The following is a 23,885-nucleotide window of genomic DNA, read 5'->3' as shown; positions in this document are numbered from 1 at the left end:
CGCCGATGATTTGGAAAACCGGCCGGAAGCGGGGCTTCCGGCCCATGACAACTGAACTGCCGGTTGGCAGACTCGGCTAAATGATGCCAGCACTCTCTGTCCCCGCAATTCTCACTGGCGTTGGTTGCGGATTCGCATTCCGGCGCCTCCAACTCCGCTGGGGTTCCACCCCCGAGGAGTGGGGCAGCCCGCTTCCAGGCGACGGTTTCATCACTCACGCTGGCCTGCAGGCAACACGGGCTGTCACCATCCATGCTCCGGCTGAGAAAGTTTGGCCTTGGTTGGCACAGATGGGACAGCGCCGGGGCGGCCTCTACAGCTACGACTTCCTGGAAAACCTCGTCGGCCTGGACATTCATAGCGCGGACCGGATCCACTCCGAGTGGCAGGACATCAAGGTGGGGGACCCGGTTCATTTGGCACCCACGGACTCCTCGAGCCTGGAGGTGGGGCTCCTTGAGCCGGAAAGGGCCCTTGTCCTGCGAATTCCCCCGAGCGCGGCAGCTGGGCCCTTCGACTTCACTTGGGCGTTCATCCTCCAACCGAAACCAGACGGAACCACCCGCCTCGTTGTTCGAGAGCGGTACGCCTATCGCCAGTGGTGGGCCCGGTTCCTGGTCGAGACCGTGGAAGTTGCCAGTTTCGTCATGTCCCTGAGGATGCTCCACGGAATCAGGAACCGGGCCGAGGAAAGCAGCCCAGTAGACATGGCCGTCTCGCCCCGGGCCCCGGTTCCAGCCCGGACGTTGGGCGAATCGCGTCCATGAATGGGCCAGCCGGTGCAAGATCCGCTTCGGTGTTTTTCTCGATCCGGTTCGGCCAGGTCCCGTGCCGGGGACTATGACTCACCCGTCGTGACTGGAACCGCATCACCGTGGCTTGGGCTTGTAGAGAAGAAATCGGAGTGTGCCACAGGTGCGTATCGGCCACAGAAGAAGCTCATGGCTTAACCAGCGAAAAACCCCTAGAACCCTCGAGTCCTAGGGGTTTATCCCGAGCTTCCTATCAGAATCGAACTGATGACCTTTTCATTACGAGTGAAACGCTCTACCGACTGAGCTAAGGAAGCACCGCACGAAACCCCCCGGAAGAACCGGGCGCTTCATGCAAGAGTCAACTGTAATAGAGTCCCGCCGCCGCGGTCAAAATGGGCGGGCAAAGGCTGCGGCGGGGCTCAGCAGATGGTGTTGTCGGCCGGAAGTTTGCCGCTTACCAGGTAGCTGTCTACTGAATTCTCAAGGCAGCTGTTGGCCCGGCCGTAGGCGGTGTGGCCTTCGCCCCTCCACGTCAGCAGGGCGGCGTTTCCCAGCTGCTTGCGCAATGACGCTGCCCAGTCAACGGGCGTGGCGGGGTCGCCTGTGGTGCCGATGACCACGATGGGGGAGTCACCGCTGTATTCCACCGGCGCTGGCGTGCGGACGTTCTTGTACGGCCAGTCCGCGCAGGTGGTCCCGCCATAGGCAAAGAAGTAACCCAGGGTGGGGGAATCCTGTTCCAGCCGCTTCTCTTCCGCCCGCATGGATGTTGGATCCGAAACCATGGGGTAGTCCAGGCAGTTGATCGCATTGAAGGCGAGCGCCGAATTGGACGTGTAGGAACCGTCGGGGGCACGGTCGGCGCCGAGATCGGCAAGCCGGAGCATGAGGCTTACGTCGCCGGACAGGGCGGCTTCCAGCGCCTGGGTGAGGGCCGGCCAGCTTTGGTCGTTGTAAAGCGGGGTGATCAGGCCGCTGACCAATGTGGTTGCATTGACCAGCCGCCCGTCCTTGGCCGTGCGGGGTGTCTGCTGTACGGCGTTGATCAGGTCACGGATCTGCTGCACACCGGACTCAACACCGCCGCTCAGGGGGCAGTTGCTCTGCTTCTGGCAGCTGGCCACGTAGGCATGGATTGCTTTTTCGAAGGCGCGGGCCTGGCCGCTGGTCAGCTCTTCATTGGTGATTGATGGGTCGAGGGCGCCGTCGAGAACCATCCGGCCCACATTGTCCGGGAAAAGCGAGGCGTACGTGGAGCCCAGGAACGTGCCGTAGGAGTACCCCAGGAAATTCAGCTTGGAGTCGTTCACTACAGCGCGGAGCACGTCCAGGTCCTTCGCGGCGCTGACGGTGTCAATGTGCGCCAGGACCGGGCCTGTCTGCGCCGCGCACTGGGCGGCGATTTCCTTGTTGTCGGCCAGGGCCGCCGCCAGCCCGGCATCAGTTTCCAGCGCGTAGATCTTGGCCCGGGCGGCATCGCGTTCCGCATCCGTCATGCAGGTGACGGGAGAGGAGCGCTTCACGCCGCGCGGATCGAAGCCCACCAGGTCGTAAGCGTTGCGCACTGCAGCTGAAAAATGCGTTCCGGCAGCGTCTTTGACAAAGTCATAACCGGAGGCGCCAGGGCCGCCGGGATTGACCAGGAGGCTGCCGGTCTTCTTTCCTGTGCTGGACGCCCGCAGCGCGGCAAGCTGGATGGTCTCGCCGGCAGGATTGGCGTAATCCATTGGCACGGTCACTTTGGCGCACTGGAATTCCCCTTCGCAGGGCTGCCACACGACTTCCTGCGAGTAAAACTTTTCCAGCCCGGCAGGAGCGGACGCCACGATTGAGGGGTCGGCCCGGGCGGTTGCAGCCTCGGGGGGGTTCTTGTCCCCGCCGTTGAGAAGACTGCACGAAGCCAGGACCATGGCCAGGGCCATTGCGCCGGCGGCCCGGCCGGCCACCGTCAGGGACCTGCGGCGTGCGGGCAGGGGGCGGGCAGTCATCGGGTCTCCTTGGAGGGCTGGATCAGGCTGGCCGCCATGGACTCAATTGTCAGCAGCGGGGCAACGTTGGTGGTGGTTATACGTTCGCGGGCTTTGTTGATGGCGTCCATTCGGGCCAACGTGGCTTCCGGAGTGCTGCGGGCTGCGAACCCCTCCAGCTCACTCCTCAGCTCAACGTTGACCAGCTCCACGGCGTTCCCAAGCTGGATGACCAGTACGTCCCGGTAGAAGGACAACAAATCCGTGAGCGTCCGGTCCAGGGAGTCCGTAATGGATCTCTTGGCCCGCCGTTTCTGGTCGTCTTCGAGCTGTTTCAGCTGGCTGCGCATGGCAGGGGGCAGGGTCCCGGATTCCGGCGCCCCGAGCGTCGCCAGGAGGGCGGCCTTCTCCGCGGCGTCCCGCTCCTCATTGGAGCTGTTGGCCTCTGCGGTGGCGATCTTGACCAGCTTGTCCGCCATCATGACCGCAGCTGTTACGCCCCGCAGCCCAAGCGGAAAGCGGACCGTCTCCAGGCGGCGTTCCCTTGCTGCGGGATCCCTGGCCAGCCGGCGGGCGATGCCCACGTGGCTCTGCGCTGCACGGGCCGCCTGCTCCGCAAGGGCAGGGTCAACGCCGTCGCGCCGGACCAGCAGTGCTGCCACGTCCGAGGCGGGGGGCAGCCGCAAGGCAACGCTGCGGCAGCGGGACCGGATGGTGACCAGGACGTCCGCCGGGGACGGCGCGCAGAGCATCCACACGGTCCGCGGCGTGGGTTCCTCGATGGCCTTGAGCAGCACGTTGGTGGTCCGTTCGGCCATGCGGTCGGCGTCCTCCACCACAATGATCCGCCAACGCCCTGAAGAGGGCCGGTTACCCGCCGTCGCCACCAGTTCCCTGGCCTCGTCAATGGTGATGGTGACCTTCTCGGTGCGCACGAACGTCACGTCCGAATGGGTTTCACCCAGAATCGTGTGGCACGCCTGGCACTGTCCGCAGCCACGCAGGCCCACGTCCTCCTGGTCGCAGTTCAACGCGGCCGCGAACGCCTTGGCGGCATTTGAACGGCCGGATCCCGGCGGGCCGGTGAACAGCCAGGCGTGCGTCAGACTTTCACCGCTTGCGGCCTGGCGGAGTTGTTCGACGACGGCGGGCTGGCCCTGGAGGTCATCCCAGACAGTCATGAACCACCGCCGTCCGTGGCCGCTGCCGCGGCGGGAACAGCGAGGAGGGTATCCACCCGGGCAAGGATCCGCGCCGCAAGTTCATCAATTGGCAGGTGGGCCGGGAGGACCAGGTACGACTCGGGGCGGCTGGCTGCGAGGTTGAGGAAAGCGTCCCGGATCCGGGTGTGGAATTCGTCTGCCTCGGATTCGAGGCGGTCTTCCGCAGCCTGGCCGGCAGTCCGGCGGCTCCGGCCAAGCCGGGGGTCAACATCCAAAAGAACTGTCAGGTGTGGCTGAAGGCCCGAGGTGGCCCACTCGTTGACCGTCCGCACCGCGTCCAGGCCGAGGTTGCGCCCGGCCCCCTGGTAGGCCACGGAGGAGTCAATGTACCGGTCCGTCAGCACGATCTCACCGCGGCCAAGAGCCGGGCGGATGACCTGGGTGGCGTGGGCAGCGCGGGAAGCCGCGAAAATAAGGGCTTCCGTGTGGGCATCGATGTCGCCGTTGCCGTGGTCCAGCACCAGCGACCGCAGCTTCTCGCCCACGGGGGTGCCGCCGGGTTCACGGGTGCACAGCACGGTGTAGCCCCTGGACTCCAGGGCCGAAGCAAGCCTGGCCGCCTGGGTGGACTTGCCTGCACCATCGCCACCCTCGAATGCGATGAATACGCCGGCCTTCTGTTTGTTCACCTCTCAAGCCTACCGAGGCGTACTGACATTTCCCGACCCGCAGCTGCAGTAAAGGTGGCTGCCTGGTGAACGGCAGCAGTCCACAAAGCGGCACCGCTTTCCGCTGGATCCGGCAGGAACAGTACGCTTTTCACCATGAGTCTTTCCGAGCATCAGGCCGCTTCCCTTTCACCGGAAACCGTGGTGGTGGCGGCCGGGCGTCCGCCACGGGAGAGGGACCAGCCGGTCAATCCTCCCATTACCCTTTCCTCCACCTACTTCGGCACTGGTCCACTGGGTGACGGTGACCGGGGTTATGGCCGCTACTCCAACCCCACCTGGGATCCCTTCGAGGAGGCGCTCGGCCAGCTTGAAAGATCCGCGCTTCCTGGCCTGCTCTACGCATCGGGGCTGGCGGCGGTCAGTTCGGCGCTGTCTCTGATCCCTGCCGGCGGTGTGCTGGTCATGCCCAACCACAGCTACTCCGGCTCTCTGGTGATGGCTTCGGAACTCGCCGAAAAAGGCTTCATCGAACTCCGGACCGTGGACATCGCCGATACTGATGCGGTCAAGGCAGCCCTGGCGCCCGAGGGCCCGTCCTCGAAAGCCGCGGCCATGTTGTGGCTGGAAAGCCCCACCAACCCCATGCTCGGGATAGCGGACATGTCGGCCGTCGCAGAGGCCGCGCATGCAGCCGGCGCTATCGTCGTCACTGACAACACCTTCTCCACCCCCCTGGTGCAGCAGCCCCTGTTGCTCGGATCCGACGTCGTCCTCCACTCGGTGACCAAGTACCTCGCCGGGCACTCCGACGTCGTCCTCGGTGCGCTGGTCACCTCCAACCCGGACATCCGGTCCGCGCTGCTCCACCACCGCATCATCCACGGCGCCATCGCCGGTCCCTTCGAAGCGTGGCTCGCCCTGCGGGGCCTGCGGACCCTCGCGCTGCGCGTGGAGCGGTCGCAGGAGTCAGCGATGGTCCTGGCCGAACGTCTCGCCGGGCACCCGGCCATTGAATCCATCCGGTTCCCCGGGCTCGGAAGCGACCCCGGGCACGCCCGGGCCAAAGCGCAAATGCAGGGGTTTGGCTCCATCATCTGCATCCAGGTGGCGCCCGCGGCAGGACTGAGTGGTGCCGATGCGGCGGACAAACTGGTGCAGGCGCTGGAGCTGTGGCTGCCTGCCACGTCGCTGGGCGGGGTCGAGTCCCTGATCGAGCGCCGGCGCCGGCATTCGGCCGAACCGGTCAGCGTCCCGGAGAACCTGGTGCGCCTGAGCGTTGGGGTGGAAAACGTTGAGGATCTCTGGGCTGACCTGAAGCAGGCGCTGGACGCGCTGGGCGGCTAGGCTGGACTGGTGGACGGTCGAATAATCATCGCGTTTGTAGAGCAGGCAGTGTTCTTTATCCTTGGCCTGGTGGCCCTGGGGCTTGAACTGTGGGCGTTCGTGGACTGTGCCCGGCACCGGGCCAACGCCTTCGAAGCCACCGGCAAGCGGACCAAGACGTTCTGGCTTGCCCTGACCGGTGGTGCTCTGCTGATCGGCGTCATATCGCTGTTCGGCGCCGGGGGAGGCCTCATCAGCACCCTTGGCCTGTTCGGGCTCGCCGCGGTGGTGGCAGCCTCCGTCTACCTGGCTGATGTCCGTCCCGCCGTGAAGGATGCAGGCCGCGGCGGCAGTCGCAACATGGGCCCTTACGGCCCCTGGTAATCAGGGGCCACAGCCTCCCAGTCCACCGTCAGCTCGCCAAGGCGCCACCTGGCCGGTCCGTCCTGAAGCGGCCACCCGGCGTCGCGCAGGCTCCGGCACATGCCCACCCAGCGCTGCCTGTTGCCGAAGGAGGCAAGGGGTGCGCTCCCAAGCCACGCCCGGTCCATTGCCTGCATGAAGGCATGAACCGGTTCGCCGGGAACGTTGCGGTGGATCAGGGCTTTGGGAAGCCGTTCGGCCACGTCCGAGGGCAGGTCAAAGCTGCCGAAACGGACGGAGATGCTCAGGGACAGCGGACGGTGCTGGTCCAATGTCACCCACGTAACGCGCCGCCCGATTTCGTCGCATGTGCCGTCAACGAATATGCCATCTGGGCACAACCTGTCCTGCACCAGCTGCCAGATGCCCTGGACATCAGCTTCCTCGTACTGCCGCAGGACATTGAAGGCACGGACCAGGACAGGACACCCTGGAACGGGGAGTTCGAAGCCGCCCACGTGGAAGGTCAGCCCGGGCCGCTGCAACGGAAGCGCGGCGCGGACGCGCTCCGGTTCGATTTCGATCCCGCAGACCCGTACGTCCGGACGGACAGTGGCGAGCCTTTCATGGAGTTCGACGGCGGTGGCCGGGGTTGCGCCGTAGCCCAGGTCAACGACGAGGGGGTCGGCCGCCCCGCGCAGGCGCCACGCCTGCGGTCCGGTCAGCCAGCGGTCCAATCGGCGCATCCGGTTGGGGTTGGTGGTGCCGCGGGTCACGTTGCCCACAGGCCGGCCCTGCCTGGCGGCCGGCGACCTGCCGGAAAGTTGCGGGGCGTTCACCCGTTCAGCCTTTTGAACCACCGCCCAACCCTATCTTTGCGGCTGGGTCTCCGCACACGCACACTCGCCCTGCCAGTGCACGCCGGTGATGGGGGAGCGGGACCACGGCCGCTGGCCTTGTAACGCTGGGCGGGCGGCAACACTGCTCCGCTAGGATAAAAATCATGACTTACAAGCTGATTCTGCTGCGCCACGGCCACAGCGAATGGAACGCAAAAAACCTGTTCACCGGCTGGGTGGACGTCGACCTGAACGACCAGGGCCGCGCCGAAGCAGCGCGTGGCGGTGAGCTGCTGGTGGAGAACAACATCCTCCCGGACGTGCTCTATACCTCCCTGCTGAAGCGGGCCATCAACACCGCGAACATCGCCCTGGACAAGGCCGACCGCGGCTGGATCCCGGTCAAGCGCGACTGGCGCCTGAACGAACGGCACTACGGCGCGCTGCAGGGCAAGGACAAGGCGCAGACTCTCGCCGAATACGGCGAAGAGCAGTTCATGGAATGGCGCCGTTCCTACGACACCCCGCCGCCGCCCCTGGACGACAACTCCGAGTTCTCCCAGGCCCACGACCCCCGCTACGCGGACCTCGGCGACGCCCTCCCTCGTACCGAATGCCTGAAGGACGTCCTGGTCCGCCTGCTGCCGTACTGGGAATCGGACATCAAGGAAGACCTCAAAGCCGGCAAGACCGTCCTGGTCACCGCGCACGGCAACTCGCTCCGCGCGCTGGTCAAGCACCTGGACGGCATCAGCGACGATGCCATTGCCGGCCTGAACATCCCCACGGGCATCCCGCTGGTGTACGACCTGGACGAGGACTTCAAGCCGGTCAAGCCCGGCGGAACCTACCTTGACCCGGAGGCCGCCGAGGAGGCAATCCTGGCTGTAGCCAACCAGGGCAAGAAGTAGGGCATTAACGTGTTCGACGGCGGCCGGTCACCTGGGAAGGTGACCGGCCGCCGTCGTAATTCCTCCGGATTGATGCTCAGCTGTGCTCGTTGGCGTTCGGCTGCCAGGCACCCGTGACCAGGTAGGTCACCTTCTGTGCGACCGAGACGCCGTGGTCGGCGAAGCGCTCGAAGTAGCGGCTGGCGAGGGCGACGTCAACGGTGGTGGCAGGGGACTCGGACCATTCGGGGGCTGCGATGGCCTTGAAGACGCTCAAGTGCAGGTCGTTGATGGCGGTGTTCGCCTTCAGGATGTCCCTGGCCACCTCAAGATCGCGGGTTTCCAGCAGGACCGTCAGCTTGTCGGCGATGAGCTGGTCCAGCTCGGCCATCCGGTTGAACGTCTCCGTCATGGACTCGGGAATCACCGTGGAGGGGTACCTGAGACGGGCCAGCTGGGCGATATGGCGGGCCAGGTCGCCCATGCGCTCGAGGGATGCGCTCATCCGCAGGGAACCCACGATCATGCGCAGGTCGCTGGCTACAGGACCCTGCAGCGCCAAAATGTCGATGGCCCGCTCATCAAGGCTGTTCTGCAGGAAGTCGATGCGCGCGTCCGCGGCGATCACGTCCTGCGCGAGGTCCACGTCCGCTACCTGGAATGAGGTAGTGGCCTTGTCCATCGCTTCGCTGACCAGCCGGGAGATCTCCACCAGCTGGTCACCGACCTGGGTGAGCTCTTCCTGAAAAACCTTACGCACGTAGGCGTCCTTTCCTTGGAACTCCCGCCGGCCGCTCCAGGGCAGCAGGAATCGTGTCGCCATTGGGCGCTCTGGTCACTTACTCTGTCATCGCCGGGTAAACGGTTATGCCCACCCAGATGAACGTTAGTTGAACCGTTTGCCGGACGGGCCTGAAGGCGGCGGGGGGCTATGGACAAGAGCATAAGGTGGAGCTGTGGATCCTATGCTCATCGGTCTGGTTGCTGGCCTTATCGGCCTGGCGCTTGGCACATTCGGCGTGCTTGCCTACCGTGTGAGCGAGAAGCAGCGCGAGCTGCTGGACGTCGGTGCCGGGGAGCCGGCGCTGCCAGCCGGCGCAGCGGAGGTGCTCGCCGTCGTCGGACGTGCTTTCGTGGTGCTGGACGACGTGGACGGCGTGGTTCGTGCCAGCCCCGCAGCCTACGCCTACGGACTGGTCCGCGGGCACACTGTGGTGCACAAGGAGCTTTTGGACATGGCGGCTGGAGTCCGGCGGGACGGCGTCATCCTGGAAAGGCAGCTCGAACTTCCGCGGGGGCCGCTGGGCCAGGGAACCATTGTCGTCCAGGTCCGGGCGGCCATGCTGGGTGAGGAATATATCCTGCTCCTTGCCGATGACCGGACCGAGATCACCCGCACCGAAGAGATCCGCAATGATTTTGTCGCCAACGTTTCGCACGAACTGAAAACCCCCGTGGGCGCCATCTCCCTGCTCGCCGAGGCGCTCGAGTCCTCGGCCGATGACGAGGAAGCTGTCCGCCGCTTTGCCAAGCGCATGCACAAGGAATCCGCCCGCCTGGCCGCCCTGGTGCAGGACATCATCGAACTTTCGCGCCTGCAGGGCGCCAGCGTGACGCAGCAGGGCGGCCCCGTGGACATCAATGCCGTCATCGCCGAGGCCGTGGACCGGTCCCAGCTTCCCGCGGAAAGCAAGAACATCAGCATCATGGTGGGGGGCCGCACCGATGGCAAGGTGTTCGGCGACCAGGACCTCCTGGTGACTGCGCTGCGGAACCTCATCGACAACGCCATCCGCTATTCACCGGCCAACACCCGGGTGGGCATTGGTGTACGTTCCAGGGAAGGCCTGGTCTCGATTTCAGTCACCGACCAGGGGGAGGGACTCACTCCTGAGGACCAGGAACGCGTGTTCGAACGTTTCTACCGCGCGGACGCGGCGCGGTCCCGCCAGACGGGCGGTACCGGCCTGGGCCTGAGCATCGTGAAGCACGTGGCATCGAACCACGGCGGCGAAGTGACCCTTTGGTCCCAGCCCGGCAAGGGGTCAACGTTCACCCTCCGGCTGCCCGAGATGGAAGGGCAGGACGGCGGGCCCGGGCCTGCCGCAACAGAAGCACCGGCACTGGCGCCGGAACAGCCCCATCCCACCCAAGTACACCGCGCCGCCGGCGCAACAGAACGAGGAGCTAGCGCTTGAGCAGGATTTTGATTGTTGAGGACGAGGAGTCGTTCAGCGATCCCTTGTCCTATTTGCTGGGTAAGGAAGGGTTCGAGGTCGAGGTGGTGGATAACGGACTGGACGCTGTCACCGAATTTGATCGCAACGGCGCTGACCTGGTTTTGCTTGACCTGCAGCTCCCCGGGCTTTCCGGTACTGAGGTGTGCCGCCAGCTCCGCCAGCGCTCAAGTGTTCCCGTGATCATGCTGACCGCCAAGGATTCGGAAATCGACAAAGTAGTGGGCCTGGAGCTCGGCGCCGACGATTATGTCACCAAGCCCTACTCTTCCCGCGAACTGGTGGCCCGGATCAGGGCAGTGCTCCGGCGTCAGGGTGAACCGGAGGAACTCATCTCCTCAACGGTCCAGGCCGGCCCGGTCCGGATGGACATCGAACGGCACGTGGTGAGCGTGGACGGCGAGCAGGTCCTGCTTCCCTTGAAAGAGTTCGAGCTCCTGGAGATGCTGCTGCGCAACTCGGGCAGGGTGCTGACCCGCGGCCAGCTGATCGACCGCGTCTGGGGCTCCGACTACGTGGGCGACACCAAGACCCTGGACGTCCACGTGAAGCGCCTCCGCGGGAAGATCGAGCCCGATCCCTCCGCTCCGCGCTACCTGGTCACTGTCCGCGGCCTCGGGTACAAGTTCGAGCCGTAGGGCGGGCGGCACGGACAAGGGCATACAAAAAGGGAGGAGCCGGTGGCTCCTCCCTTTCGTTGTGCCGGTGCTGCCGGGCCCTGCCTAGCGGCTGGTGCCGGTGGCGCTTGCCGTGGCGCCCGGAGTGGCGCTCGTGGAGGAGCTGGCGCCGGCTGAAGAGCTGGCGCTGGGGCTTGCAGAAGAAGAAGAAGGTGTTTCCGAGGGGCTCGGAGTCGGTACGTAGTTCTTGTACTCCTCCAAGGTGGCGTCCAGGACGGGAACCTTGACCGTGTTGCTGAGGTTGGTGCCGTTCTCGGTGATCTTGACGTCCACCAGGGAGCCGGGCACGCCGCCGGTGGTGCTCAGGATGGCCTCGTCTGACTTCTCGTTCAGCAGGGTGTAGGAGTTGGCCTTCACCGGGACCTCGGTCTGTGAACCCTTGGCGCCGTTGACCGTGAGCTTCACGTCCTTCGAGGAGGAGTTGTAGACGGCGCCAATCAGGCGGCCGGGCTCGTCCTCGCCCGTGGAGACAATGAGGATGTTCCGCAGCTGCAGGGGGCCAAGGTCTGCGCGGATGCCATCCGAGGCGGAGTACTGGTGGTTGGTCTGCTGGGGCGTGATGTAACCGCAGCCCGCGGTCAGCAGGCTGGCGCCAAGGGCAGCAGCCGTCAGTGCCAGTTTGCCGCGCTGGGCCCGGTTCATCGCAGTGGAACGCACGTCACGTACTCCTCGAGAAATTTGAAGTCTTTTTCAGCCATAGCCTATCCGCAATGAGCGTCAAACGAGGATTCGGCGGTGTCACATCGGCTGTGGGAGCGCTCACGCCATGCACTAATCTGTGCATCCGTCAAGGGGGTGGAGGGGGTCGATTGGGCTCATTTTCCGCGTATTTTCGCGGTTGCGGGCCCTTTCTTCGGCCGGTCATATGCCTGAATCGTGATAAACTGGTCTGCGGGAAAGGGGAAATGTCCACATGGTATTTGAGGTCGGCGAGACAGTAGTTTACCCTCACCACGGTGCTGCGAAGATTGAAGAAATCAAGATGCGCACCATCAAGGGCGAAGAGAAGATGTATCTCAAGCTCAAGGTGGCTCAGGGTGATCTGACCATTGAAGTTCCAGCAGAGAACGTTGACCTTGTTGGGGTCCGGGACGTAGTGGGCAAGGAAGGCCTGGAGCACGTGTTCGATGTGCTCCGCGCCGAGTTCACCGAGGAACCAACCAACTGGTCACGCAGGTACAAGGCAAACCTGGAGAAGCTTGCTTCCGGTGACGTCATCAAGGTGGCAGAGGTTGTTCGCGACCTGTGGCGCCGGGATCACGACCGGGGCCTTTCCGCAGGCGAGAAGCGAATGCTGGCCAAGGCCCGTCAAATTCTGATTTCAGAACTGGCGCTGGCTGAAAAGACCGACGAGGAGAAGGCTGCAAGCGTTCTCGACGAGGTCCTGGCTTCCTAAGAATTTAGCCCCGGCGGCACGCAAGTGCCGCCGGGGCTACTTTTTTTGGCTCCTCCCCGGCGGTGTCTTAGGCACCTAACCGAAGTGGCGGCGTCGTAGGCTAGGCGCATGAGTGAATCACCCACGCGCCTGGTCACTGCAGTCATCGTGGTGGCCGCCGGTTCAGGGCAGCGCCTCGGGTACGGCATGCCCAAGGCGGCCGTACCGCTCGGCGGCGAGCCGATCCTGATGCATGCCCTGCGGGGAATTGTCGCGTCAGGAGTCGCCAGCCAGGTCTGCGTGGCGTTGCCCGCCGGCGACCAGGGACTGCGCCAGCTGTGTGACGACTTCCGCGGTGAACTCGCAGACGCCGGCCCCCTCGTGACGATTGTCGACGGCGGATCCACCCGGGCCGACTCCGTCCGTGCCGGTATCGCTGCACTGATGGACGGCATCGAAGCGGTCCTCGTCCACGATGCCGCCCGCGCGCTGACACCCGAATCCGTTTTCCACCGCGTCTCCGATGCCCTTGCCGCCGGTGCTGCTGCCGTCATTCCCGCGCTTCCCGTGGTGGACACCGTCAAAACGGTGGCGGCCACCACGGGCGGGGACACTGCGTTGGCGCCCGAGGTTGTCACGGGGACGGCCCGCCGCGAGGAACTGCGGGCTGTCCAGACGCCCCAGGGCTTCAGGATCGGCACCCTGCTGCAGGCGCACCAGGCGGCACAGGGCTTGGACCAGCAGCAGTCCGCGGCCGTCACCGACGACGCCATGCTCGTGGAGATGCTCGGCACACCCGTCCACGCCGTCCGTGGCTCAACGCAGTCCCTCAAGATCACCACACCCCTTGACCTGATCTTCGCCGAAGGACTCCTGGAAGGCCCGCTCGGCGCCCGGTGGGTGGAGGGATGAGCGCGGACATGGTTCTGCCGCGCACCGGAGTGGGAATCGATGTCCACGCTTACGCACCGGAGGACTCACCCCGTCCGCTGTGGCTCGGCGGACTCCTCTGGCCCGGAGAACGCGGCCTCGCCGGGCACTCTGACGGTGACGCCGTGGCCCACGCTGCCGCGGACGCACTGTTCTCGGCTGCCGGCATCGGCGACCTCGGCACCCACTTCGGCACCGACCGCCCGGAGTTCGCCGGGGCGTCCGGCGCAACCCTCCTGGCTGAAGCTGCACGAATCGTCCGGGCAGCCGGCTTCGAAATAGGCAATGTTGCGGTGCAGTTCGTGGCCAACCGCCCCAAATTCGGGCCGCGCCGGGAAGAATCACAAAAGATCCTAAGCGAAGCCGTGGGCGCGCATGTAGGCGTCACGGCAACCACCAGCGACGGCCTGGGATTCACCGGACGCGGGGAGGGTATTTCCGCGGTTGCCACCGCCCTGGTGTACCCGCGGCAGCCCCCAGCCATCGGTTAGTCTGGAGCAGTGACCCTGCGCTTCTATGACACTGCCTCCGCCGAAGTCCGGAACTTCGTCCCCATCGTTGAGGGCAAGGTCAGCCTCTATTACTGCGGGGCCACGGTCCAGGGGATGCCGCACGTGGGCCACATCCGTTCCGCCATCGCCTTTGACCAGCTCACCCGCTGGCTGGAGTACCGCGGCCTGCGCGTCACGGTGGTCCGCAACGTGACGGACATTGACGACAAGATTCTCGCCAAGTCCGAGGCTTCCTTCGCGCCGGACTTCAGCCCCGAGGCGGGAGAAGTGCCGCGCGAAGAGTGGTGGGCGCTGGCGTACCGCTACGAGCAGGAATTCCTGAAGGCCTACGACACCCTTGGCGTCTCCCGCCCCACCTACGAACCCAGGGCCACCGGGCACATCCCCGAGATGCACGCCCTGATCCAGCAGCTCATCGACCGCGGGCACGCCTATCCTGCGCTGGACGATTCGGGTGACGTGTACTTCGACGTCCGTTCGTGGGACAAGTACGGGGCCCTGACCCGGCAGAACATCGACGACATGCAGGCAGCGCCCGACGCCGACCCCCGCGGAAAGAAGGATCCCCGCGACTTTGCGCTGTGGAAGGGTTCCAAAGAGGGAGAGCCGGCCACCGCCAGCTGGGCCTCGCCCTGGGGTGCCGGGCGGCCCGGCTGGCACCTTGAGTGCTCCGCCATGGTCACCAAGTACCTGGGCACCGCGTTCGACATCCATGGCGGCGGCCTGGACCTGCGCTTCCCGCACCACGAAAACGAGATGGCGCAGTCGCAGGCGGCAGGACATTCGTTCGCCAACTTCTGGATGCACAACGGCATGGTGACCTACCAGGGCGAAAAGATGTCCAAGTCCATCGGCAACACCATCAGCCCCGGGGAAATGCTGGAACTGGCATCGCCCCGGGTGGTGCGGTACTACCTCGGCCAGGCGCACTACCGCTCCATCCTCGACTACCGGCCCACGTCCCTGGAGGAGGCCGCGGCCGCCGTCGAACGCATTCATGGGTTCATCAGCCGGGCCGTCCGCGCCCTTTCCGTCGACGGCACCTACAGCTTTTTCACCTACGGACTGGTACCCGAAGCCTTTGAACGCGCCATGGACGACGACCTGAATGTGCCGCAGGCGCTGGCCGTCCTCCATGACACCGTCCGGTCCGGCAATACAGCCCTCACCGAGGACCGGTTGGAGGATGCCCGGCAGGCATTGCATCACGTCCACGATATGCTCCGGGTCCTCGGACTGAACGCTGTGGCAGATTCCGGAGCAGCGGGTACGCAGGAGGCCAAGGCTCTTGGCGTCCTGGTGGAAGCCCAGTTGGCAGCCCGTGCAGCCGCCCGAGCTGAAAAGGACTGGGCCGCTTCCGACGCGATCCGGGACACCCTGAACCAGGCCGGCGTCGTGGTGGAGGACGGCCCGGACGGTCCCACCTGGAGCCTCAAGCGCGACTGAGCGGGGCTGAGGCCAGGCTGAACCCCGCCCGGATACGCCGATTTTTTTCGGGTCAGTAGACTGGTATGCAGATTCAGTCGTCACAATCAAGGGTGGAACATCATGGCCAACAATGGTCGCCGATCGGTTAAAGCGAAGAAGGGCCCGACCATCGGAACCGGTGGCCATGGCCGCAAGGCTCTCGAAGGCAAGGGCCCCACGCCCAAGGCGGAGGACCGCCCGTACCACAAAGCACACAAGGCCAGGCAGCTCGCCGAGCGTTCCGCAGCCAAGCGCGGCACCGGTGCACGCAGCGCCGGCGCGGCCAAGTCCGGCCCCAAGGGACGCGCCACCGAAGAGGTAGTCACCGGCCGGAACTCCGTGGTGGAAGCGCTCCGGGCCGGCATCCCCGCCAAAGCCCTGCACGTTGCCATCCGCATCGAGATGGACGACCGTGTCAAGGAATCCCTGAAGCTTGCCGCCGAGCGCGGTATCCCGCTGCTGGAGACCGGCAAGCCCGAGCTTGACCGGATGACCGACGACGCCGTGCACCAGGGCCTGGTGCTGCAGATCCCGCCCTACGAGTACCAGGACGCCTACGAACTGGCCGAGGAAACCGTGGAGAAGTGGAAGAAGGGGCACGTCGGCAACGCGCCGCTCTTCGTTGCCCTGGACGGCATCACGGACCCCCGGAACCTGGGCGCCATCATCCGCTCCGTCTCCGCCTTCAGCGGCCACGGCGTCATCGTCCCTGAGCGCCGTTCCGTGGGCGTTACCGCATCGGCCTGGAAAACCAGTGCCGGTGCCGCTGTCCGCGTGCCGGTGGCCCGCGCCTCCAACCTCAACAATGCCCTGAAGCAGTTCAAGAACATGGGCATCTTCGTGCTGGGGCTCGACGGCGACGGCGACGTCTCGCTGCCTGACCTCACCCTGGCCACCGAACCGGTGTGCATCGTGGTGGGCTCGGAAGGAAAGGGCCTGAGCCGGCTGGTCCGCGAAAACTGCGACCAGATTGTCTCCATCCCCATCGATTCCGCCATGGAGTCGCTCAACGCTTCGATGGCCGTGGGCATCTCGCTGTATGAGGTCTCCCGCCAGCGCGCGGCCGGATAGGTTCCAGGCCTCCGGGCTGGTTTCCCTGCGCCGCAGCGGAGAACGGGCAGGTCAAGTGCCGCTGACCGCTACTATTTAGGTGATGGTCATGCCGCTCTTCGACACTGCTTCCACCATGGACGCCTCTTCGGCTGTTCCCCTTGGTGTCAGCGTTCCGCGCGCTGATTCCGGCGGTACCCGGCACCACGCCGGCGGCCGGGCCAACGTGGCCTGTTTCGCCCCCGCGGTTGCCAGGCTGGACATCGTTTACTGCCCTCCGGGCGGCCAGTGGCGGGTCCAGACCCTGCCGAACCTTACGCGCGGAGTCCATCACGGCATTGTCGAGGACCTGCCGTACGGATCGCGCTACGGTTTCCGTCCCTCCCCGGACGGCCAACCGCTGACGTCTGCGCCTCCCGCAGGCGACGGGAAAGGTCCCGGCGGCTGGCCCCTGCTGCTGGACCCGTATGGCCGGGGAGTGGACCAGCGCGATGGCGTCCTTGCCAGCGTCCGGACCGCCGCTCACTTCGACTGGGGGACGGACGAACGCCTGCGTCTGCCCTGGCGCAACACCATCGTCTATGAAGCCCACGTCCGCGGCCAGAGCATGCTCCATCCCGATGTGCCGGAGGAGCTCAGGGGCACTTATGCAGGCCTGGCCCACCCCGCCGTGGTGGAGCACCTGACCAGCCTGGGCATCACATCCGTCCAGCTCCTGCCCGTGCACTTCCATATCGATGAGCCGCACCTGCAGGACCTCGGGCTCACCAACTACTGGGGCTACAACACCGCCGCGTTCTTCGCCCCCCACCCCGGGTATGCAACCCGGGCAGCCAGGGAGGAAGGCCCGCAGGCCGTCCAGGACGAGTTCAAGGCCATGGTCAAGGCACTCCACGCTGCCGGTCTGGAGGTCATCCTCGATGTCGTCTACAACCACACGGCCGAGGGCGGTCCGGACGGCCAGGTCCTGAGCTTCCGCGGCCTGGGCGAGGACACGTACTACCGTGTGGACGGCCACGGCAAGTACATCGACACCACGGGCTGCGGCAACACGCTCAACTTCGCGGACCAGCGCGTGGTCCAGATGGTCACTGATTCACTGCGGTATTGGGTGGACGAGTTCCACATCGACGGGTTCCGGTTCGACCTCGCCGTCACGCTCTGCCGGAACGCTGCGAACGAATTCGACCCCAAACACCCCTTCCTGACCGCCGTGGCCGCCGATCCCGTCCTGTCCGAGGTCAAGCTGATTGCCGAGCCCTGGGACATTGGCGACGGCGGCTGGCAGACCGGCCGGTTCCCCGGCGGCTGGGTGGACTGGAACGACCACTTCCGGGACGCGGTCCGGACCTTCTGGGTAGCAGACCGCGAGGCCCTTGATTCCGGCGGAAGCGGCGGGACCATGGCCAAGCTCGCAGACGCCCTGTCCGGTTCTGCGGGCCTCTTCCAGGCGTCCGGCCGATCCCGGCTGGCGTCGCTGAACTTCATCACCGCCCACGACGGCTTCACCATGAACGACCTCGTCTCCTTCGAGCGGAAACACAATGAGGACAACGGCGAAGAGAACAGGGACGGTCATGGGGACAACCGCAGCTACAACCACGGCGTGGAGGGACCCACCGAGAACGGAGCGATCCTGGCCAAGCGTGCCCAGGCCCGCCGCAACCTGATGGCATCGCTCATGGTCGCGCTCGGGGTTCCCATGATCATGGCAGGAGACGAACTGGCGCGGACGCAGCAGGGGAACAACAACGCCTACTGCCAGGACAACGCCATGACCTGGCTGGACTGGACGCTGACGCCGGAGGCGCACGAAATGCTGCGCAGCACGAAACGGTACATCCGGCTGCGCAAGGAGTTCCTGGCTGCCCAGCCCCACGACTTCCCCGTCCGGGACGAACAGTCCTACCTTTACTGGTTCGACCAGCATGGCCAGCCCATGTCCGCTGAACGCTGGAATGATCCGCAGCACCGCGTCATGCAGCTCCTGCTGGGTGACGACGGCGGCGAACTGGCCGGGCTGGTGGTGGTGAACGGCGGCGCCTCGGACGTGTTGGTCACCCTCCCGGATGCAGGGCGGCAAACCCCGAGCCTGTTCGAGCTTCGGCTGACCACCTCACCCCGCCACAAAGAGCGGCAGGGCATCCAAGTGGCCTCGGGGGAAACCGACCTCGCCGAGGCCAACTCCATCAGCATCTACCGCACCTGAACCCCGTAACAACAGGACCCCGCAACATCCAGCCGGCAGGTAAAACCCGAATGCGCAACCGTTCCATCCTTCCCTTGCTCCTCGCCGCCCTTGTGGTGCTCGCCATGGTGGCGTTCGGCGGCGCCGGGCTGCTGGGTCAGCAGACGGAAAGCACGACGCCGGGAACGGCTTCCAGCCGCACCGCCACTCCGGACGGAACGGCCACGTCCGCGGCAGCAAAACAGTCGTCGCCCCAGCGGCGCACGAACCCGTCCAGCCTGCCGGAGATCAGGGAATCCGCCCTGCCTGCGGATGGCCGCCGGGTGCTGGGGCTGATCCGGGCGGGCGGTCCCTTCCAGTTCAGCCAGGATGACCAGGTATTCGGCAACTTTGAGCGGGTCCTGCCCGTCCGGGACCGGGGCTACTACCGGGAGTACACGGTCCCCACCCCCGGCGAATCCGACCGTGGCGCACGACGCATCGTCGCGGGCAACGGCGGGGAGAAGTATTACACCGGTGACCACTACGAAACGTTCAAGTACATAGCAGAAGGCAGCTAGCACACCCATGAAAATTTTCTCCGGCGACACTTGGACCCTGGAAGAGCTGCAGGAACAGGTGGCCGACGCCGGGCGCCGCAGCGTGATCATCCCTCCGGCGGACAGCAAACGCGCCGTCCTGGAAACCTTCGGTGAGGTCCTGGACTTCCCCGAACACTACGGCGTGAACCTTGACGCGCTGAACGACTCGCTCCACGACTTCGCCGACAGCATCACCGACAACGGCAACCCGCCCGTCACGGTCCTGTGGCAGGTCGCTGCCCCGTTCCGCGGCGACCGGTCGTTCGGCATCATCTGCGAAATCCTGCAGGACGCCGAACGGTACGCGGGCAAGGACCTTGCCGTCACCGCCGTGCTGCTCTGAACCTGCCGTGCTGCGCTGAAAACGCGCTGCCAGCAGGCGCGCGGAGCTAGCCCACCGGGCGCTCCTCGTGGGAGACGTAGGTGTCCAGCAGCGCAGAGGCCCGGCCGCCGTCGTCCTCCGCAGCGAGCCCCTTGCGCATGCTTTCCGCCTTCTGGCGCCCGGCCGGGAACGGCGGAAGCAACGGGATCTCAGGGTCGGTCAGGACCTCGATCACCACCGGACAGTCCGCGGCAAAGGCCTGCTCCCAGGCATCCGCGATCAGTTCAGGGTCCTCTACCCGGATGCCCTTCAGCCCCAGCAGGTCCGCGTAGGCGGCAAAGGGAAAATCAGGAAGTTCCTGGCTGGCGGCAAACCGCGGCTCGGCCTCTGACTCACGCTGCTCCCACGTGACCTCGGTCAGCTCCCGGTTATTGAAGACGCACACCACGAACCGCGGGTCCTGCCACTGGCGCCAGCGGTGCGCCACCGTGACCAGTTCGGCCACGCCCAGCATCTGCATGGCGCCGTCCCCGGCAAGGGCCACGAGCGGGCGGTCCGGATGCGCCAGCTTGGCAGCAAGCCCGTACGGGATGGCGCAGCCCATGCTGGCCAGCGTCCCGGACAGGTGCGCGGGGACGCCCTGTGGCAGCACCAGCTGGCGGGCGTACCAGTAGACGCAGCTTCCGACGTCGACACTAACCTGGGCGTTTTCGGGCAGGCGGCCGTTGAGCTCCCGGACCACACGCTCAGGATTGACGGGGCTTGCGGGCACGGCGGCCCGGTCTGCCGCGAGGATGCGCCAGCGGCTGACTTCCTCCTCCACGGCGGAGCGCCATGGGGTCCGTGGACGGTGTTCCAGCCGTTGGTTCAGGGCCTCCAGGGCGGATGCGGCATCGCCCGCAAGGCCCGCCTCCACCGGGTACCGGTTGCCGATCTTCTTCTCATCGATGTCGATCTGCACGGCGCGGGCGGCGCCGGGCGGCGGATAGAACTCGGTCCAGGGGTCATTGGAGCCCACGATGAGGAGGGCATCACAGTTGCCCAGCAGGTGGGCACTCGCCGTGGTGCCTAAGTGCCCCATGGTTCCCACCGCGAAGGGCAGGGTCTCATCCACGTAGGGCTTTCCCAGGAGGCTGGTGGCTATCCCCGCCCCAAGCTTCTCCGCCACGGCAACCACTTCCTTGCCGGCGTGCCTGGCGCCCTGGCCCACCAGGAGGGCAACCCTCTCGGCAGAGTTGAGGAGGGCGGCTGCGGCGGCCAGGTCCTCTTCGCGCGGGGTCTTGGCCGCTGCGTTCCAGGATGGGGCGGTGACCACGATGCCGTGCTGCTGCTCCAGTTCGGGGGCGGGAGCGGACTGCACGTCGTGTGGAACGATGACCACGCAGGGGGAGGAGGTGGCCTTCGCCGTTCGGAACGCCCGGTCCAGGACCATGGGCACCTGCTCAGGTGCACTGACCTGCTGCACGAACTGCGATGCGACATCCTTGAACAACGCGGTCAGGTCGATTTCCTGCATGTAGGCCGAACCCAGGACGGTGCGGCTCTGCTGTCCCACGATGGCCACCACCGGCACGCCGTCCAGCTTTGCGTCATACAGGCCGTTGAGCAGGTGGACCGCGCCGGGGCCCTGGGTGGAAGTCACCACTCCCACGCCGCCCGTGTATTTGGCATGCCCCACGGCCATGAACGCCGCCGATTCCTCATGCCGGGCCTGGATGAACTCCACCTGTCCTTCGGACCGGCGGAGCGCACCCATGAACCCGTTGATGCCGTCCCCGCTGTAGCCGAAGACCCTGCCGACACCCCATGTGGTGAGGCGCTCCACGATTACGTCGGCCACTGTACGTTCGGTCATAAGCCCTCCTGCGTCGGGTTGGTGCCCTGCCTGCCAGGAGCCTTACCCACCTGGCCCGGGAACTAAGCGTTGACGATCAGTCCGAGCTCCGCTTTCGAGGCCAGGGCTTCGTGCCGGGGCAGTACGCGGACGGTGTATCCGAACGGCCCGGAGCGGTCGATGACCAGTGAGCCGCTGAACAGGTGCCGCCCGTTGCCCAGGTCCTCCTTCACCTGCAGCTCCATCATGGTGATGTCCGCAAGGGCATCGTTCTCTTCCGCCCGGCCGTAGGCCACCTCAACGCAGACGTCCTCGGGGGTGAGGGCGTTCAGCGCCACGTAAGCATTCACCTGGAGGGTGTCGCCGATCTGCGGATCCTCGGACACGCCCACCGAGTCCACGTGCTCCACGTGCACCTGGGGCCAGGCGCCGCGGACCTTCGCCGACCAGGACGCCAGCGCGCGGGCCTGGGTGTACGAGTTGGCGGTGGCGCTGCGGCCGGCTTCCGCGGCGGGGCGGTACAGGATGTTCACGTAGTCGCGGAGCATGCGTTCCGCGGAGACGGCCGGACCCAGGTGGGACAGGGTGTGCTTGATCATGGACACCCAGTGGGTGGGCACGGTCTCGCTCCCGGTGGTGGAAGGCCCGGCCGCCCCCGCCCCCTCGGACACCGTGCTCCCGTAGAAGCGCGGCGCCACCTGTGTTTCAAGCAGCTCGTAGAGCGCTGCGGCCTCGATGTCGTCGCGCTCTTCGGGAGAGGCGTCGTTGTTGGCGGTGGGGATGGCCCAGCCGTTCTCGCCGTCGTACATCTCATCCCACCATCCGTCCAGGACGGACAGGTTCAGCGACCCGTTCAGTGCCGCCTTCATGCCCGACGTCCCGCAGGCCTCCAGCGGCCGCAACGGGTTGTTCAGCCAGACGTCGCAGCCCGGGAACAGGGTCCTGGCCATCGCGATGTCGTAGTTGGGCAGGAAGGCGATGCGGTGCCGCACCTCGGGATCGTCAGTGAACCGCACCAGGTCCTGGATCATTTTCTTCCCGGCGTCATCGGCAGGGTGTGACTTTCCGGCGATAACCAGCTGGATGGGGTGCTCCTTGTGCAGGAGCAGCGCCTTGAGCCGCGCCGGTTCGCGCAGCATCAGCGTCAGCCGTTTGTAGGTGGGCACCCGGCGGGCAAACCCGATGGTGAGCACATCCGGGTCCAGGACGTTGTCGGTCCAGCCCAGCTCGGCATCGGCCGCGCCACGCTTCTTCCAGGCCGCGCGCAGCCTGCGGCGGACGTCCTCCACCAGGGCTGCCCGCATTTCCCGGCGCAAGGCCCACACGTCGGCGTCGCTGACGTTGTAGGCCAGGTCCCAGCGCCCGTTCGCTTCGGCTTCGCTGCCGAACTGGTCGCGGGCCAGCTTGGAGACGAGGCTGTCCACCCAGGTGGGGACGTGGACTCCGTTGGTCACAGAGGTGATGGGCACCTCGGAGTGGTCGAAGCCCGGCCACAGGGCGGAGAACATTCCGCGCGACACTTCGCCGTGGAGTTTGGCCACCCCGTTGGCGCGCTGGGCCAGGCGCAGGCCCATCACCGCCATGTTGAAGACGGACGGGTTGCCCTCCGCGTAGTTCTCCCGACCGAGTTCCAGGATCCTGTCCACCGGCACCGCGGGGGCAAGTCCGGCCTGGAAGAAGTGGCTGATCTGGTTGATCTCGAACCTGTCGATGCCGGCCGGCACGGGGGTGTGCGTGGTGAACACCGTGGAGGCGCGCCCGGCGGCCAGTGCTTCGTCGAACGTGAGCGACTGTTCCCCGGACATCAGTTCCTGGATGCGTTCGACCCCAAGGAACCCGGCGTGCCCTTCGTTGGTGTGGAAAACCTCGGGCGCGGCGGAGCCTGTCAGCTTCTGGAAGGCGCGCAGGGCTTTGACCCCGCCCATGCCCAGCAGCAGTTCCTGCTGCAGCCGGTGGTCGCCGCCGCCGCCATACAGCCGGTCGGTGATGCTGCGGGCGGCGTCATCGTTGCCCGGCACGTTGGAGTCGAGCAGGAGCAGGGGAACGCGTCCGACGTCGGCACGCCAGATGTGTGCCAGCAGCCGCCTTCCGTTGGGGAGGGGAAGGGAGATCTGCAGGGCCTGGCCGTTGCCGTCAGGGGAGGGTTCGCGGAGCAGGGTCAGGGGCAGCCCGTCCGGATCCAGGACGGGGTAGGTCTCCTGCTGCCAGGCATCGCGCGACAGTGACTGCTTGAAGTAGCCCGCCTGGTACAGCAGGCCCACTCCGATCAGGGGAACGCCCAGGTCCGAGGCAGCTTTCAGATGGTCGCCGGCCAGGATGCCCAGGCCGCCCGAATACTGGGGGAGCACCTCGGTAATGCCGAATTCAGGGGAGAAGTAGGCGATGGAGGCGGGCGCATCCGGGCCCAGGCCCTGGTACCAGCGCGGCTCCTCGAGGTACCGGTCGAGGTCCTCCTCGGCGGCGCGCACCCGGTCCACCACCGACTGGTCCGCGGCGAGCCGCTGGAATTCCTCGCGGCTGACCATTCCCAGGAAGCCCACGGGGTCCTGCCCGCTTTGCTCCCAGAGGCGCGGGTTCAGACCGGCGAAAAGTTCCCGGGTGGGGCGGTGCCAGGACCACCGCAAGTTGCTGGCCAGCCTGGCCAGGGGCCGAATGGGCTCGGGGAGGACTGTACGGACCGTAAACCTGCGGATTGCCTTCACCTGCGTCACACTAACCGACAACATGCGCGGCTGGAACCA

22 protein-coding genes and 1 tRNA gene are annotated in these 23,885 nt (G+C 66.0%); 14 read left to right on the top strand and 9 right to left on the bottom strand.

Going from position 1 to position 23,885, the window contains the following annotated elements; all coding sequences use genetic code 11:
• The first annotated feature begins 290 nt into the window (after positions 1 to 290).
• The gene (locus QFZ57_RS01220; protein ID WP_306628670.1) at positions 291 to 767 is read left to right on the top strand and encodes a hypothetical protein; all 477 of its coding nucleotides are present in this window, start codon (positions 291 to 293) and stop codon (positions 765 to 767) included.
• 229 nt (positions 768 to 996) lie between these two features.
• Here QFZ57_RS01220 and QFZ57_RS01215 read toward each other — a convergent pair.
• The 4 genes from QFZ57_RS01215 to tmk all read right to left on the bottom strand — a co-directional run bounded on the left by QFZ57_RS01215 (position 997) and on the right by tmk (position 4,574).
• Positions 997 to 1,069: transfer RNA gene (locus QFZ57_RS01215), tRNA-Thr, on the bottom strand.
• Between the two features lie 105 nt (positions 1,070 to 1,174).
• Positions 1,175 to 2,743, bottom strand: coding sequence for an alpha/beta hydrolase (locus tag QFZ57_RS01210; protein ID WP_306897360.1), 1,569 nt, complete (start codon positions 2,741 to 2,743; stop codon positions 1,175 to 1,177).
• Positions 2,740 to 3,903 (bottom strand): DNA polymerase III subunit delta', encoded by a 1,164-nt coding sequence (locus QFZ57_RS01205; RefSeq protein ID WP_306628668.1) that lies wholly within the window; start codon positions 3,901 to 3,903, stop codon positions 2,740 to 2,742. The genes QFZ57_RS01210 and QFZ57_RS01205 overlap by 4 nt, the downstream gene beginning before the upstream one ends.
• The gene (gene tmk / locus QFZ57_RS01200) at positions 3,900 to 4,574 is read right to left on the bottom strand and encodes a dTMP kinase (protein ID WP_306897357.1); all 675 of its coding nucleotides are present in this window, start codon (positions 4,572 to 4,574) and stop codon (positions 3,900 to 3,902) included. Before tmk ends, QFZ57_RS01205 begins: the two co-directional genes overlap by 4 nt.
• Positions 4,575 to 4,709: 135 nt before the next feature.
• Here tmk and QFZ57_RS01195 point away from each other — a divergent pair, with 135 nt between their 5' ends.
• Together QFZ57_RS01195 and QFZ57_RS01190 are read left to right on the top strand one after the other, a co-directional pair.
• Positions 4,710 to 5,900, top strand: coding sequence for a trans-sulfuration enzyme family protein (locus tag QFZ57_RS01195; RefSeq protein ID WP_306897355.1), 1,191 nt, complete (start codon positions 4,710 to 4,712; stop codon positions 5,898 to 5,900).
• Positions 5,901 to 5,909: 9 nt separating this feature from the next.
• Positions 5,910 to 6,263, top strand: coding sequence for a DUF2516 family protein (locus QFZ57_RS01190; protein ID WP_306628665.1), 354 nt, complete (start codon positions 5,910 to 5,912; stop codon positions 6,261 to 6,263).
• Here QFZ57_RS01190 and QFZ57_RS01185 read toward each other — a convergent pair.
• Positions 6,248 to 7,081 (bottom strand): class I SAM-dependent methyltransferase, encoded by an 834-nt coding sequence (locus QFZ57_RS01185; protein WP_306897352.1) that lies wholly within the window; start codon positions 7,079 to 7,081, stop codon positions 6,248 to 6,250. The genes QFZ57_RS01190 and QFZ57_RS01185 overlap by 16 nt on opposite strands.
• A gap of 164 nt (positions 7,082 to 7,245) precedes the next feature.
• Between QFZ57_RS01185 and QFZ57_RS01180 the strand changes: the two genes are divergently transcribed.
• Entirely contained in the window at positions 7,246 to 7,992 is a 747-nt protein-coding gene (locus QFZ57_RS01180; RefSeq protein WP_306628663.1) for a phosphoglyceromutase, read from the top strand.
• A 76-nt stretch (positions 7,993 to 8,068) separates the two neighbouring features.
• Here the strand turns inward: QFZ57_RS01180 and phoU are convergent, their stop codons facing one another.
• Entirely contained in the window at positions 8,069 to 8,731 is a 663-nt protein-coding gene (phoU, locus tag QFZ57_RS01175; RefSeq protein WP_306897350.1) for a phosphate signaling complex protein PhoU, read from the bottom strand.
• A gap of 205 nt (positions 8,732 to 8,936) precedes the next feature.
• Here phoU and QFZ57_RS01170 point away from each other — a divergent pair, with 205 nt between their 5' ends.
• Positions 8,937 to 10,169, top strand: a complete 1,233-nt coding sequence (locus tag QFZ57_RS01170) for a sensor histidine kinase (protein ID WP_306901496.1) — start codon at positions 8,937 to 8,939, stop codon at positions 10,167 to 10,169.
• Positions 10,166 to 10,846 (top strand): response regulator transcription factor, encoded by a 681-nt coding sequence (locus QFZ57_RS01165; RefSeq protein ID WP_306628661.1) that lies wholly within the window; start codon positions 10,166 to 10,168, stop codon positions 10,844 to 10,846. The genes QFZ57_RS01170 and QFZ57_RS01165 overlap by 4 nt, the downstream gene beginning before the upstream one ends.
• 84 nt (positions 10,847 to 10,930) lie before the next feature.
• On the opposite strand, the gene QFZ57_RS01160 is transcribed toward QFZ57_RS01165, so the two are convergent.
• The gene (locus QFZ57_RS01160; RefSeq protein ID WP_306901495.1) at positions 10,931 to 11,527 is read right to left on the bottom strand and encodes a hypothetical protein; all 597 of its coding nucleotides are present in this window, start codon (positions 11,525 to 11,527) and stop codon (positions 10,931 to 10,933) included.
• Positions 11,528 to 11,798: 271 nt separating this feature from the next.
• Between QFZ57_RS01160 and QFZ57_RS01155 the strand changes: the two genes are divergently transcribed.
• The 8 genes from QFZ57_RS01155 (at position 11,799) to QFZ57_RS01120 (ending at position 19,331) form a co-directional block, all read left to right on the top strand.
• Positions 11,799 to 12,281 carry a CarD family transcriptional regulator gene (locus tag QFZ57_RS01155; RefSeq protein WP_011690592.1) on the top strand — a complete coding sequence of 161 codons (483 nt, stop codon included), beginning with the start codon at positions 11,799 to 11,801 and terminating at the stop codon, positions 12,279 to 12,281.
• A 108-nt stretch (positions 12,282 to 12,389) separates the two neighbouring features.
• The gene (gene ispD, locus QFZ57_RS01150) at positions 12,390 to 13,172 is read left to right on the top strand and encodes a 2-C-methyl-D-erythritol 4-phosphate cytidylyltransferase (RefSeq protein WP_306897347.1); all 783 of its coding nucleotides are present in this window, start codon (positions 12,390 to 12,392) and stop codon (positions 13,170 to 13,172) included.
• Positions 13,169 to 13,681, top strand: coding sequence for a 2-C-methyl-D-erythritol 2,4-cyclodiphosphate synthase (ispF, locus tag QFZ57_RS01145; RefSeq protein ID WP_306897346.1), 513 nt, complete (start codon positions 13,169 to 13,171; stop codon positions 13,679 to 13,681). Before ispD ends, ispF begins: the two co-directional genes overlap by 4 nt.
• Before the next feature lie 9 nt (positions 13,682 to 13,690).
• Positions 13,691 to 15,148 carry a cysteine--tRNA ligase gene (gene cysS, locus QFZ57_RS01140; protein WP_306897344.1) on the top strand — a complete coding sequence of 486 codons (1,458 nt, stop codon included), beginning with the start codon at positions 13,691 to 13,693 and terminating at the stop codon, positions 15,146 to 15,148.
• Positions 15,149 to 15,250: 102 nt separating this feature from the next.
• Positions 15,251 to 16,240: a 23S rRNA (guanosine(2251)-2'-O)-methyltransferase RlmB gene (gene rlmB / locus QFZ57_RS01135; RefSeq protein WP_306628657.1), complete on the top strand. Its 990-nt coding sequence runs from the start codon at positions 15,251 to 15,253 to the stop codon at positions 16,238 to 16,240.
• A gap of 82 nt (positions 16,241 to 16,322) precedes the next feature.
• Positions 16,323 to 18,428 carry a glycogen debranching protein GlgX gene (glgX, locus tag QFZ57_RS01130; RefSeq protein ID WP_306897341.1) on the top strand — a complete coding sequence of 702 codons (2,106 nt, stop codon included), beginning with the start codon at positions 16,323 to 16,325 and terminating at the stop codon, positions 18,426 to 18,428.
• A gap of 50 nt (positions 18,429 to 18,478) precedes the next feature.
• Positions 18,479 to 18,967, top strand: a complete 489-nt coding sequence (locus tag QFZ57_RS01125; RefSeq protein ID WP_306628655.1) for a ribonuclease domain-containing protein — start codon at positions 18,479 to 18,481, stop codon at positions 18,965 to 18,967.
• Between the two features lie 7 nt (positions 18,968 to 18,974).
• The gene (locus QFZ57_RS01120; RefSeq protein ID WP_306897339.1) at positions 18,975 to 19,331 is read left to right on the top strand and encodes a barstar family protein; all 357 of its coding nucleotides are present in this window, start codon (positions 18,975 to 18,977) and stop codon (positions 19,329 to 19,331) included.
• A 46-nt stretch (positions 19,332 to 19,377) separates the two neighbouring features.
• On the opposite strand, the gene QFZ57_RS01115 is transcribed toward QFZ57_RS01120, so the two are convergent.
• Positions 19,378 to 21,165 carry a thiamine pyrophosphate-requiring protein gene (locus QFZ57_RS01115; protein ID WP_306897337.1) on the bottom strand — a complete coding sequence of 596 codons (1,788 nt, stop codon included), beginning with the start codon at positions 21,163 to 21,165 and terminating at the stop codon, positions 19,378 to 19,380.
• A gap of 62 nt (positions 21,166 to 21,227) precedes the next feature.
• Positions 21,228 to 23,846, bottom strand: coding sequence for an alpha-glucan family phosphorylase (glgP, locus tag QFZ57_RS01110; protein ID WP_306897335.1), 2,619 nt, complete (start codon positions 23,844 to 23,846; stop codon positions 21,228 to 21,230).
• Positions 23,847 to 23,885 lie beyond the last annotated feature (39 nt).

It is taken from the genome of Arthrobacter sp. B1I2 (genome assembly GCF_030816485.1).
Taxonomy (GTDB): Bacteria; Actinomycetota; Actinomycetes; order Actinomycetales; family Micrococcaceae; genus Arthrobacter.
The sequence above is the reverse complement of the archived record's forward strand: the minus strand, read 5'-3'. Positions and strand labels throughout refer to the sequence as shown.

Excerpts from the sequence above, each read along its gene's own strand:
- ispF (WP_306897346.1), top strand. The coding sequence starts at position 13,169 with ATGAGCGCGGACATGGTTCTGCCGCGCACCGGAGTGGGAATCGATGTC.
- QFZ57_RS01195 (WP_306897355.1), top strand. The coding sequence starts at position 4,710 with ATGAGTCTTTCCGAGCATCAGGCCGCTTCCCTTTCACCGGAAACCGTG.
- QFZ57_RS01210 (WP_306897360.1), bottom strand. The coding sequence starts at position 2,743 with ATGACTGCCCGCCCCCTGCCCGCACGCCGCAGGTCCCTGACGGTGGCC.
- QFZ57_RS01220 (WP_306628670.1), top strand. The coding sequence starts at position 291 with ATGGGACAGCGCCGGGGCGGCCTCTACAGCTACGACTTCCTGGAAAAC.
- glgX (WP_306897341.1), top strand. The coding sequence starts at position 16,323 with ATGGTCATGCCGCTCTTCGACACTGCTTCCACCATGGACGCCTCTTCG.
- ispD (WP_306897347.1), top strand. The coding sequence starts at position 12,390 with ATGAGTGAATCACCCACGCGCCTGGTCACTGCAGTCATCGTGGTGGCC.
- QFZ57_RS01180 (WP_306628663.1), top strand. The coding sequence starts at position 7,246 with ATGACTTACAAGCTGATTCTGCTGCGCCACGGCCACAGCGAATGGAAC.
- QFZ57_RS01160 (WP_306901495.1), bottom strand. The coding sequence starts at position 11,527 with ATGAACCGGGCCCAGCGCGGCAAACTGGCACTGACGGCTGCTGCCCTT.
- QFZ57_RS01120 (WP_306897339.1), top strand. The coding sequence starts at position 18,975 with ATGAAAATTTTCTCCGGCGACACTTGGACCCTGGAAGAGCTGCAGGAA.
- QFZ57_RS01115 (WP_306897337.1), bottom strand. The coding sequence starts at position 21,165 with ATGACCGAACGTACAGTGGCCGACGTAATCGTGGAGCGCCTCACCACA.
- QFZ57_RS01155 (WP_011690592.1), top strand. The coding sequence starts at position 11,799 with ATGGTATTTGAGGTCGGCGAGACAGTAGTTTACCCTCACCACGGTGCT.
- QFZ57_RS01205 (WP_306628668.1), bottom strand. The coding sequence starts at position 3,903 with ATGACTGTCTGGGATGACCTCCAGGGCCAGCCCGCCGTCGTCGAACAA.
- QFZ57_RS01170 (WP_306901496.1), top strand. The coding sequence starts at position 8,937 with ATGCTCATCGGTCTGGTTGCTGGCCTTATCGGCCTGGCGCTTGGCACA.
- rlmB (WP_306628657.1), top strand. The coding sequence starts at position 15,251 with ATGGCCAACAATGGTCGCCGATCGGTTAAAGCGAAGAAGGGCCCGACC.
- QFZ57_RS01125 (WP_306628655.1), top strand. The coding sequence starts at position 18,479 with ATGCGCAACCGTTCCATCCTTCCCTTGCTCCTCGCCGCCCTTGTGGTG.